Consider the following 9,226-nt stretch of genomic DNA (forward strand, 5'->3'; position numbering starts at 1 on the left):
TCTGGCCGTTTTATTCACTTAGATCTGACTTGGCTAACAAGACCAAAGAGTATATTTTCCTTGCTTGTGCTCTTCAGTATTTTCCAAATCACTGATAGATTCTAAAGTCACTCGAAAGCCCAACACGATTATCAATATTGCCGTTAATCAAACCAAATAGAGCAATTAAGTTGCTAGACCTCTAACAACTGGTAATTATTCATTCATTTGTACTTTGTAAGCGAGTTTACGCTCTTGTGTTTTTCAATCGCATTACAGTACCATGCAGAAAGAGTTAAATGAGGGAGATAAACATGTTTTCAGGAAGTATCGTAGCGCTGATTACGCCATTCAAAGCAGATGGCGAAGTAGACTTTGACGGTCTGCAAAAGCTAGTAGAGTACCACGTTGAAGCGGGTACAGACGGTATTGTGGCAGTAGGCACAACAGGTGAGTCAGCGACACTGACCATTGAAGAGCATGTAAAGGTCGTTAATAAAACTGTTGAGTTTGCCGACGGTCGCATCCCTGTGATTGCTGGCACGGGTGCAAATGCTACCCATGAGGCAGTAACATTTAGCAAATTACTGGCTGATTCTGGTATTGCTGGCTTCCTGAGTGTGACACCGTATTACAACAAACCAACTCAAGAGGGTTTGTTTTTACATTACAAGGCAATTGCCGAAGCGAGTGATGTGCCTCTAATTTTGTACAACGTACCAGGCCGTACTGCTGTTGATATGCAGCCAGAAACAGTGGCACGCTTGTCAAAGCTTGATAATATCGTGGCTCTAAAAGATGCAACGGGCGATTTGGAACGAATTGCAATTCATCGTGAACTTTGTGGCGAAGATTTTATCTTACTAAGTGGCGATGATGCGACAGGGCTGGATTTTGTGAAACTTGGCGGCAATGGTGTTATCTCAGTAACGAACAATATTGCAGCTAAAGACATGGCAGACATGTTCCATTTGGCAAGTGAAGGTAAGTACGAAGAAGCAGAAGCGATTAACCAACGCTTGATGACTCTACACAAAAACCTTTTCATCGAAGCAAGCCCTATCCCAGTAAAATGGGCAGCGCAAAAGCTTGGTTTGATTGAAGAAGGTGGTTTGCGTCTTCCTTTAACTACGCTTTCTGAAAAATCGCAGCCGATCGTCGAGCAGGCGCTAACAGACGCCCATATTTATTAAGATTGAGCTATTAAGATTGAGTTACTAGGATTGAAGTTCATACTGGGGGCCAAAGCGCCCTCGGTGTTTTAGGAGTATAGATGAAGCTTTCAAGCCAGTTAGTGTTAAGTTCATTAGCTGTATTCGTATTGACTGCCTGTTCAGGTGGTGCCAATCAACGTCGTCAAGCAAAAGATGACTTCGAGTATTTGAACTCCCCAAATTTGGGTGAGTGGAATGTCCCACAGGGTGCACAGCCTCAGTTTTACCCTAACTACGAGATCCCTCAGGGTAACTACGCTGGTGGTGTCGGTAAAGATGTCGACATTCGTCCACCTCAACAAGTCCTAGAGCTTATTCCCGGTGCACGTTTGGACCGCAGTAGTGATGGTGAAGTGACACTTTGGCTACTTCGTAAAGATGAACTAGATAAAGTTTGGCAAACGGTGCAAAACATGGTCGCGGCTAACGAGATTCCAGTTGAAAGCCAAACAGACTCTCGCATCGAGACAGGATGGGTGACTTGGGATTCGCCAGATGAAGAGCTAGAAATTGGCAGCCGATATGAAATCGTACGCGCTGAAGCAAATGGTCGACACGGCTTTAAGGTGAGCCTTATTGACTGGCGTGAAGGCAATCAAGTGAAAGAAGTAACGGCGACCAACCGTGAGCGCTACAATGTGTTCATGACGAACTTGGTCACCGCTCGCTACGATCAAGAAGTGCGTGAAGAAGCACAGCGTAAAGCGCAAGAGTTGGTTAAACAGATCCCAATCACAATGGGTAAAGACCGCAGCGGACTTCCAGTGATTATCGCGCGTGCGCAATACAACATGCTTTGGCAACGTCTGCCTAATATTCTACCTAAGATGGGCTTTAAGATTGAAGAGCGTAGCCAGTCTCAGGGCACAATCACTGCGAAATATGCATCTCCGGATGATGAATTCTGGAACGATATCGGCGTTAAACCAGTGGAGTTAGCCGCTGGTAAGTACACATTCTTACTTGGTGATTTAGGCAACCGTACGTCTATCAATATCACCGACTCATCTGGCAAGCCAGTAGAAGAAGAGTTCTTGAAGTCACTAGCGCCTGTATTGGCTGCAACAGTGAAGCAGTAAACAAAGCGAGCTTAACGCGGCGTGTTTACTTAATGATAGAAAAGGGACCTAGTGGTCCCTTTTTGGATGTTTAGATTAAATGTGTCGAGATGAAGCTGGTGAGTAACTAACGAGGCTCGTTTTTGTTTTTATCTTCTTCAGCGTAGCGCTGTTTATCCAATGTGTTCAGCTTATCTAAATCGTTCTTACGGCTTTTATCCATCTGACCAAACTTCATTTTTGCGGTGTATTTGAGTGCGGCAATATTACCAATGACCACGCTCAACACTACAATAATTATGACCCAAGGATTGGTTAGTATTTCTATCATAGAGCCTCCGGCGGCGTGATATTGTGAATAAATTTGGCAACGACGTTATCCAAATTATTCAGTATGACGTCAATCCCTGCAATGTTGTCGGTCTGACTTTGTTTAATCAACTGGCTTCTGAGTACATCAAGCGTCAACTGCTCGAGGCATTGCTGCCCGACAGCGCGGTGACTAATGTGCCAAGGCTCAATCGAAACGCCACCTAAATCATGCTGATAAGGAAAGAAGAAACCGAACCGACCAAGGTTGGCTTTTAACCATTGGTAGAACGCCTGCTGGTGGCCTTCAAGATACTCCCAAGGTTCCAACTTGAGTTTTGTGTCAGCAGGCAATAAATTGCGCGCATAGACATCAAAATCACAACCCCAATGATGACGACTTCCTCCGGGCAATGCCGACCAGCGCAAAATGGCCATCAATTTCTCTTCGTCATTTAACTCTGCTTTGTTTAAAGGGCGGGAGTTGACGTCGAGAATTGGCAACTCACCAGAAAACTTCCCGTTCCAGATGGCTTTTTGGCGATTAAAGTCACGAAAACCACTGGCGATTTCCATTTTGAAACCTGCTTCGGTTGCGGCATTAATCATCTTCAATAAGTCATTGACTACTTTTGGGTGAAGCATAAATGCCTTTTGCCCCACTAGTGTGGATTGAAGATGGGAATCAGTGATTCCGGTGAGTTGCTCTGGTGTCATTGTGTTCTCGCTGATTACTTCGCCAATAGGTGTTTCAACGTGTTTTCGTACATGTCCGTCAACTTTTCAAGATCGTCGACTTTCACACACTCGTTCACTTTATGAATCGTAGCGTTAACAGGGCCTAACTCTACGACTTGACCTCCCATTCGAGCAATAAAACGACCATCAGAAGTACCGCCAGTTGTAAGTAGCGCTGGCTTCGTATCATTGACTTCGGTCACAGCAGCTACAACTGCGTCTAGCAGTGCGCCCGTATCGGTCAGGAATGGGTCACCGTTGAATGTCCATTTTAGGTCGTAGTCCAGCTCATGCTTGTCCAATGTTTCGGTAACACGCTGAACAATTGCGTCATTGTTAAGCTCAGTACTAAAACGTAGGTTGAACTGAACATGGAACTCGCCAGGAATAACATTAGACGCACCAGTGCCAGCCGATACATTCGGGATCTGGAAACTGGTCGGTGGGAAGTAATCATTCCCTTTGTCCCATTCTGTCGTCGCGAGTTCATGAATCGCGAGTAGAGACTCGTGCACTGGGTTGCTGGCTAGGTGAGGGTAGGCCACGTGGCCTTGTGTTCCTTTTACCGTTAAATCACCAGTGATGGATCCACGACGTCCATTTTTCACTACATCGCCAACCACGTCGGTGCTGGATGGTTCACCAACAATACACATGTCGATGTTCTCACCACGTTCCATCAACGTTTCTACAACACGGACGGTACCATTGATAAATGGCCCTTCTTCATCTGACGTAATCAAAAAGCCAATTGAGCCTTTGTGGTCTGGGTTTTCTTCAATGAAGCGTTCGACAGCAACGACCATAGCAGCTAGCGACCCTTTCATGTCAGCTGCGCCGCGGCCATGCAAGTAACCATCAATAATGGTCGGTTCAAACGGATGTGTATTCCAGTGTTCCAATTTGCCAGCTGGTACCACATCGGTGTGGCCAGCAAACGCAAATAGCGGCGCTTCTGAACCACGTCGAGCCCAGAAGTTCGTGGTGTCTTCAAATACCATCACTTCAATTTCAAACCCGAGTGCTTTTAAGCGCTCGATCATCAAATCCTGACAACCTGCGTCTTCCGGCGTTACGGACTGTCTACTGATCAGATCTTTAGCAAGTGCCAATACTGGACTGTCTGTCATCCTTGAGTATTCCTTTATTTAAGAGTTGAAAATGCTAGCGTATTGATCAGCTTTAAAACCGATATGAAGTTGATCATTCACTTTTAAAATTGGGCGTTTAATCATCGCAGGGTTTTCTACCAAAAGAGCGATGGCGTTTTCCTCGTTAAGTGTGTCTTTCTGCTCTTGCGCTAATTGGCGGTAGGTTGTGCCACGTTTATTGAGCACCTGTTCCCAACCTAAAGCGCGACAAAATTCACTTACCATTTCTGCATCAATGCCTTGCTTACGGTAGTCATGGAAGTCGTAAGCAATATCCTCGGCTTCTAACCATTTCTTGGCTTTTTTGATCGTATCGCAGTTGGGAATACCAAACATGGTAATCGACATAGTCTTTCCTTTTTCTTTGTTCTATTTTTCACTGGCGCGGTTAAGACGCACTTAAGTGATTTGGGCTGTTAAAGCATCCTATCAAGAAGCAATCAAACTGACAAAATGCGGTGGAAAATATTTTCAGATAGATTGAGATAACTAATGTCACATAACTTATTTACGATGAATGCGCTATAAATCGAATAAAAATTCGTCTAAATCAAATGGAAAAGTCGAGTTATTGATCAAACGCAACACCTCGCTGAGCAAAAACGAAATAATGAATCAGCACAATTTTAGGAGGTGTCAATGGAATTGAGTCCTGTTTTTGCAAGGCGGCTATATTTGGCCTTGTTGGTGGAAAACCTAGAAAGGCCGAATGTGCCAAAGTTGATCGAAAAAACGGGGTGGCCTCGTCGTACTATTCAAGATGTACTCAAGGCGTTACCTGGGATCGGCATTGAACTCATATTCGTTCAAGATGGCCGACGTCATAATGACGGCTATTATCAACTTTCAGATTGGGGGCCTTTTGATAGCCAATGGGTTCTAGAGCGGGAGAGAGATATCGCTAGCAGTCTTGGATTTCGTGCATAAGCCAGCAATTGCTGGCTTTTTTCATATTCAGGCCTCATCCATTGCAGCGGTAGGCGGAACCCAGCACGCTAAATGAAGTGATAAAATCTTGTGGGGAAACCATAAAAACGGTGTCCGCATCGATAGCCGCTGCATTGTTTTTTAAATCATTCATCGCGCCTTGCATCATCGCGTCATTAGTCATGAAAATGTAGTTATACCAATGGCCTTCACTTCCGGTGACTTCGCCTTTGTATTCGCATCGCTCAGGGTCGAATTGCGCGTCAATGCGAATATGAACATCTTGACTTTGAGCATGAGTAAGATGAGAAGGCATCGTGCAACCCGTTAGAAGCACGACAAAAAGTCCAAGTAACAGGCGTTTCATTAGCTATTTCCCCAATACTATGTAAGCAGCAAAGCCAATCCAGCTCAGAACAAGTAGTGTCCAAGGCAGTTTGCTTGATGAATGGTTTGGTGCATCGTCGGTGATATTGTCTTGTTCGATAATCTCTTCATGCTGACGTTGTTTTTCACGTTGCTGTTTTTTCTTCGCTTTATCGGCTTGGCGGTTGCGCTCTTTTTGTTGTTTCTTATATTGCGCGATGCCTTTTTCGATACCTTGAGCGATGAGCTTGGTTTGCTCTTTGGTTTGGCCGGGCTTTTGCGTGGATTTAGCAATTCTCATCGCTTCGGCTTGTGTTTCTTGAGAAGGCACAGGGGTGGCAGGAGTTCTTTTTTTCATGTTTCTCATCAACGTCGCTGTAAATCTTTGTTTAGTTTACCTGTGTAAGGTGCTGAAATGAACTTCAGTTCTCATCTTTGTTGGCTTGCAACTCTGAAACGATAGGTTAAAGTGACGTTTTTATCACATAAAGAAGAAGATGTTGTGCGCTATTCGTTTGACCAATATGACGCCCATGGATTTTTAAAGGCGCCGATCATTTTATGGGTGGGATGGATGTTTCTTGTGCGTTCATGGGTGGTGTTTGCCATGGCTGGTGTAAGTCGTGATAGTGGCAGTAAGCTACTCGCTATTGTTTACCCAGATTCAAGTACGTTGTATTTAGGTTTGGCGATGGGCATTCCAAGTTTGCTTCTTATGTGGTTAATGGGGCTTCGTCATCCCGACAGAGGATGGGTAAACAGAATTACTCGCTATGGTCGCGAGATCACTTTGATCTTGTGCGGTATTCAACTTGCTCAGACCATGTATCATGTGTACCTAGAACATGGAGTGTTTAATTGGGCAAACGCCCTTACCATTACCTTATTAGCTTGGTTTATGATCTATCTTCTAAATGGAAGATGGGTAAAAGACTGTTTTCATGTGCCACAATTGGCGCACGATGAACAGCAGCATTCAAAGAATTAAAAACAATAACTTCCCACTCTGGGGCAAAGTAATAGAGGAAACCTCAATGTCACAAGCTCAAACGGCGATCGTGCCAGAAGCCGGGCCATTTGCACTGTACACTCAACTCAAAGTGAACCAAAACCGTGAAAACGTATTAGAAAAACTGAAAGCACTGCCAAAGTTGGTGGAAGAGTTAAACATTACCCAGCCGGGTGCAGCGCTGACGCTTTCTATCGCATTCACAAAATCGTTTTGGGAACACCTTAATGTAGACGCGCCAGAAGAGCTTATTGATTTTACTCAACTTGGCGAAGGTGACATCGTTGCTCCAGCAACAGACGTAGATGTACTGATTCACTGTCACTCGACTCGTCACGACTTGCATTTTTACGTGTTGCGTAAGTTCCTAGAAGAGACGGCACAAGATGTCACCATTGTGGACGAAACATATGGGTACCGTTACCTTGATGCTCGTGATATGACAGACTTTATTGATGGGACAGAAAACCCGAAAGGGGAGGCTCGCGCTGATGTGGCTCTAGTAAAAGAGGGCCCATTTGCTGGAGGCAGTTATGTCATGGCTCAACGCTTCGAACATAACCTTGCCGCTTGGAATCGCTTGAATGTCAAAGCGCAAGAAAAAGTGATTGGTCGTACCAAACCAGACTCTATAGAGCTAGAAGACGTTCCTGCTGCATCACACGTTGGTCGCGTTGATATTAAAGAAGAAGGAAAAGGTCTCAAGATTGTCCGTCATAGCTTGCCATACGGGACGGTAACAGGGCCTCATGGCCTGCTGTTTATTTCTTACTGCAATACACTTCATAACATTAAAGTGATGCTAGAAAGTATGTACGGCGTGACCGATGGTAAAGCAGACCAAATGCTTCGTTTCACAAAAGCGGTAACTGGTGCGTACTTCTTCGCTCCTTCACAAGAAATGCTCGCAGAGCTAGCCATCAAGTAAGTTCTCAGACTTTATTTCTTAAGCCCTCCAATTGGAGGGCTTTTGTTTTCTATTTCTATTCCAATCTCTTTTCAAAAAACACTAAACTTTTCTGTTACTTGGTCGATAAGTACTCAAAGCCTTAATTTTAGGACTCTTTATTCGTGGCGATCACCGTTAATACCAATGTAGCAGCACTTGTCGCACAGCGTCATTTGACCAGTGCAACGGATATGCTGAACCAATCCATGGAGCGTTTGTCTTCAGGGAAGCGTATTAATAGCGCAAAGGATGACGCTGCGGGTCTGCAAATCTCCAACCGCTTGCAATCACAAATGCGTGGTTTGGATGTCGCGGTACGTAACGCGAATGACGGCATTTCCATCATGCAAACTGCGGAAGGCGCGATGAATGAGGTGACCAATATCATGCAACGTATGCGTGATTTGTCGCTACAGTCAGCCAATGGTTCAAACAGCAAAGCGGAGCGCAATGCACTGCAAGAAGAAGTCTCTGCTTTAAATGATGAGTTAAGTCGTATTGCAGAAACGACCTCCTTTGGCGGACGTAAATTGCTGAATGGCACATTCGGTACATCGTCTTTTCAAATCGGTGCAACGGCTGGTGAAGCGGTACAAATTGGCCTGCGGACCATGCAGCCGGAATCTTTAGGTAGCTTTTCAATGAGCTCATATCAAAGAGTCAGTTCAGATTGGACGGTTCAAAACGGAAATAATGAAATTGTTATCAGCTACCGTGATAACAATTTTGAAGAGCAGGAGATCCGTATTGAAGCTAAAGCTGGCGATGATATAGAAGAACTCGCGACTTACATTAATGGGCAAACCGATAAAGTGAAAGCGTCTGTTAATGAAGAGGGGCAACTGCAGTTACTCATGTCCCACAAGGACGCCATAAAATACCCTGGACCAACCTTCAGTGGTGGCCTGGCTGATGAGTTAGAACTTGGCAAGTATGTCACCGTAAATAGAACGGTAGATAGTATTGATATTAGCACGGTCGGTGGCGCTCAGATGGCGGTCGGTATTTTAGATGATGCTTTGAAAACGGTAGATGGCAGTCGTGCGGAGTTAGGCGCGTATCAAAACCGCTTTAATCACGCGATCAATAATCTAGATAATATCCACGAAAACTTAGCCGCTTCCAACAGTCGTATCCAAGACACTGACTATGCCAAAGAAACTACGCAAATGGTGAAGCAACAGATTTTACAACAGGTCAGTACTTCTATTCTGGCGCAAGCAAAACAAGCGCCAAACCTAGCATTGACCTTGCTTGGCTGATGAACGGCCTTGCTCGAATTTAACGCAAAACCTGCCTGTATCGACAATTCGAAAAGAAGCTTTAGCGAAAAATGAAAGTTTTTTTGCTTTTTTATCCGCTTTGTCACGATTACCCCTCCAAACGAATTATTTTCAAAAAAATCCAAAATTTTCTCTAAAGAAAACAGGGCATGCGCCGTTAATAAAAGTAACTTTGAGAGAACTACTTGGTTTTCCGAGACGTCGGAAACCGCTACACCGGAAAATCAATTGGAGAAATCACCA

The 9,226-nt window shown here is 44.6% G+C and carries 13 protein-coding genes; 7 read left to right on the forward strand and 6 right to left on the reverse strand.

Features of this window, described 5'->3' with window-relative positions; genetic code table 11:
* The first annotated feature begins 293 nt into the window (after nucleotides 1–293).
* Both dapA and bamC read left to right on the forward strand, forming a co-directional pair.
* The gene (gene dapA, locus R7O03_RS15305; RefSeq protein ID WP_005380422.1) at nucleotides 294–1,172 is read left to right on the forward strand and encodes a 4-hydroxy-tetrahydrodipicolinate synthase; all 879 of its coding nucleotides are present in this window, start codon (nucleotides 294–296) and stop codon (nucleotides 1,170–1,172) included.
* Between the two features lie 80 nt (nucleotides 1,173–1,252).
* A complete protein-coding gene (gene bamC, locus R7O03_RS15310) occupies nucleotides 1,253–2,272 on the forward strand; it encodes an outer membrane protein assembly factor BamC (protein WP_005380424.1) in 1,020 nt (339 codons plus the stop codon).
* A 106-nt stretch (nucleotides 2,273–2,378) separates the two neighbouring features.
* Here bamC and R7O03_RS15315 read toward each other — a convergent pair whose 3' ends face one another.
* The 4 genes from R7O03_RS15315 to R7O03_RS15330 are packed head-to-tail and all read right to left on the reverse strand — an operon-like array spanning nucleotide 2,379 to nucleotide 4,797.
* Nucleotides 2,379–2,582 carry a DUF2897 family protein gene (locus tag R7O03_RS15315; RefSeq protein WP_005380425.1) on the reverse strand — a complete coding sequence of 68 codons (204 nt, stop codon included), beginning with the start codon at nucleotides 2,580–2,582 and terminating at the stop codon, nucleotides 2,379–2,381.
* The gene (locus tag R7O03_RS15320) at nucleotides 2,579–3,277 is read right to left on the reverse strand and encodes a M15 family metallopeptidase (RefSeq protein WP_154205105.1); all 699 of its coding nucleotides are present in this window, start codon (nucleotides 3,275–3,277) and stop codon (nucleotides 2,579–2,581) included. Before R7O03_RS15320 ends, R7O03_RS15315 begins: the two co-directional genes overlap by 4 nt.
* A 14-nt stretch (nucleotides 3,278–3,291) precedes the next feature.
* Nucleotides 3,292–4,428 carry a succinyl-diaminopimelate desuccinylase gene (gene dapE / locus R7O03_RS15325; protein ID WP_154205106.1) on the reverse strand — a complete coding sequence of 379 codons (1,137 nt, stop codon included), beginning with the start codon at nucleotides 4,426–4,428 and terminating at the stop codon, nucleotides 3,292–3,294.
* 18 nt (nucleotides 4,429–4,446) lie between these two features.
* The gene (locus R7O03_RS15330; protein ID WP_005380431.1) at nucleotides 4,447–4,797 is read right to left on the reverse strand and encodes an ArsC family reductase; all 351 of its coding nucleotides are present in this window, start codon (nucleotides 4,795–4,797) and stop codon (nucleotides 4,447–4,449) included.
* Nucleotides 4,798–5,088: 291 nt separating this feature from the next.
* Between R7O03_RS15330 and R7O03_RS15335 the strand changes: the two genes are divergently transcribed.
* Nucleotides 5,089–5,376 carry a winged helix-turn-helix domain-containing protein gene (locus R7O03_RS15335; RefSeq protein WP_005380433.1) on the forward strand — a complete coding sequence of 96 codons (288 nt, stop codon included), beginning with the start codon at nucleotides 5,089–5,091 and terminating at the stop codon, nucleotides 5,374–5,376.
* A 34-nt stretch (nucleotides 5,377–5,410) separates the two neighbouring features.
* Here R7O03_RS15335 and R7O03_RS15340 read toward each other — a convergent pair whose 3' ends face one another.
* Complete coding sequence (locus tag R7O03_RS15340) at nucleotides 5,411–5,743, reverse strand: DUF4156 domain-containing protein (RefSeq protein ID WP_005380435.1); 333 nt, start codon at nucleotides 5,741–5,743, stop codon at nucleotides 5,411–5,413.
* Nucleotides 5,744–5,746: 3 nt separating this feature from the next.
* Nucleotides 5,747–6,100 (reverse strand): DUF2956 domain-containing protein, encoded by a 354-nt coding sequence (locus tag R7O03_RS15345; protein WP_005380437.1) that lies wholly within the window; start codon nucleotides 6,098–6,100, stop codon nucleotides 5,747–5,749.
* 144 nt (nucleotides 6,101–6,244) lie between these two features.
* Between R7O03_RS15345 and R7O03_RS15350 the strand changes: the two genes are divergently transcribed.
* The 4 genes from R7O03_RS15350 to R7O03_RS15365 all read left to right on the forward strand — a co-directional run.
* On the forward strand, nucleotides 6,245–6,730 hold the full coding sequence (locus R7O03_RS15350; protein ID WP_025768263.1) for a DUF2919 domain-containing protein: 486 nt from the start codon (nucleotides 6,245–6,247) through the stop codon (nucleotides 6,728–6,730).
* A 46-nt stretch (nucleotides 6,731–6,776) separates the two neighbouring features.
* The gene (locus tag R7O03_RS15355; protein ID WP_213964451.1) at nucleotides 6,777–7,679 is read left to right on the forward strand and encodes a Dyp-type peroxidase; all 903 of its coding nucleotides are present in this window, start codon (nucleotides 6,777–6,779) and stop codon (nucleotides 7,677–7,679) included.
* A gap of 143 nt (nucleotides 7,680–7,822) precedes the next feature.
* Nucleotides 7,823–8,962 carry a flagellin gene (locus R7O03_RS15360; protein ID WP_042521439.1) on the forward strand — a complete coding sequence of 380 codons (1,140 nt, stop codon included), beginning with the start codon at nucleotides 7,823–7,825 and terminating at the stop codon, nucleotides 8,960–8,962.
* Nucleotides 8,955–9,226: hypothetical protein (locus R7O03_RS15365; protein WP_318131821.1), on the forward strand; the 272-nt coding region annotated here is incomplete at its 3' end. The genes R7O03_RS15360 and R7O03_RS15365, both read left to right, overlap by 8 nt.

The organism is Vibrio sp. Vb2960 (assembly GCF_033337665.1).
Lineage (GTDB): Bacteria > Pseudomonadota > Gammaproteobacteria > Enterobacterales > Vibrionaceae > Vibrio > Vibrio alginolyticus.